Below are 819 nucleotides of genomic sequence, written 5' to 3' on the forward strand. Positions count from 1 at the left end.
CTAGCTGTGAGCTTTCAGGAGGTTGTCCATCCGGTCTGAACCGAGGACGCTGGAGTTGCGAGGCTTCAACGATCCCGGAGCGACCGGATGAACATCCACGAGAATGCGCGTTTGACGCCGTCTGGTCGAGAGCGACTGGTGCGGCTGGCCCAAAGCGGGCTCAGCCCGAAGGCGGTGGCCGCGACGATGGGCGTGTGCCCCAAGACGGTGGGCAAGTGGGTGGCCCGCTTCGAGGCCGAAGGGGCCGCCGGGCTGCAGGATCGCTCCTCGCGGCCTCACAAGCTGCACCGCCCGACCCCGCCCCAGACGCAGGAAGCCATCGTGGCCTTGCGCCGGCAGCGTCTGACCGGCGCGCAGATCGCCCGTGATCTGGCCGTCTCGCCGGCCACCGTCAGCCGGGTGCTGCGCCGCCACGGCCTGAGCCGCATCAAAGACCTTGAGCCGCCCGAGCCCGTGCGCCGCTACGAGCGCGCCCAGCCGGGCGAGTTGATCCACATCGACATCAAGAAGCTCGGTCGCTTCGCGCGCGTCGGCCACCGCATCACCGGCGATCGCACCGGCCAGAGTTCGAGCCGCGGCATCGGCTGGGAGTACCTGCACCTGGCCGTCGACGACCACTCCCGGCTGGCCTATTCCGAGATCCACCCCGACGAGCAGCGCGGCTCCTGCCTCGCCTTCCTCGTCAACGCCCTGCGCTTCTTCCGCCGCCACGGCATCAGGGTCGAGCGCGTCATGACCGACAACGGGCCCGCCTTCAAATCCAGACGCTACGCCAAGGCATTGCGACGCCTGAACATCCGCCATCAGCGCACCCGGCCC

Annotated in this window: 1 protein-coding gene; it reads left to right on the forward strand. The window is 69.1% G+C overall.

The window, feature by feature from the left end; translation table 11 throughout:
* Positions 1–87 precede the first annotated feature (87 nt).
* On the forward strand, positions 88–819 hold a 732-nt coding region (locus VQ02_RS32995), incomplete at its 3' end, for an IS481 family transposase (RefSeq protein ID WP_048448500.1).

The organism is Methylobacterium variabile, from assembly GCF_001043975.1.
Classification (GTDB): Bacteria; Pseudomonadota; Alphaproteobacteria; order Rhizobiales; family Beijerinckiaceae; genus Methylobacterium; species Methylobacterium variabile.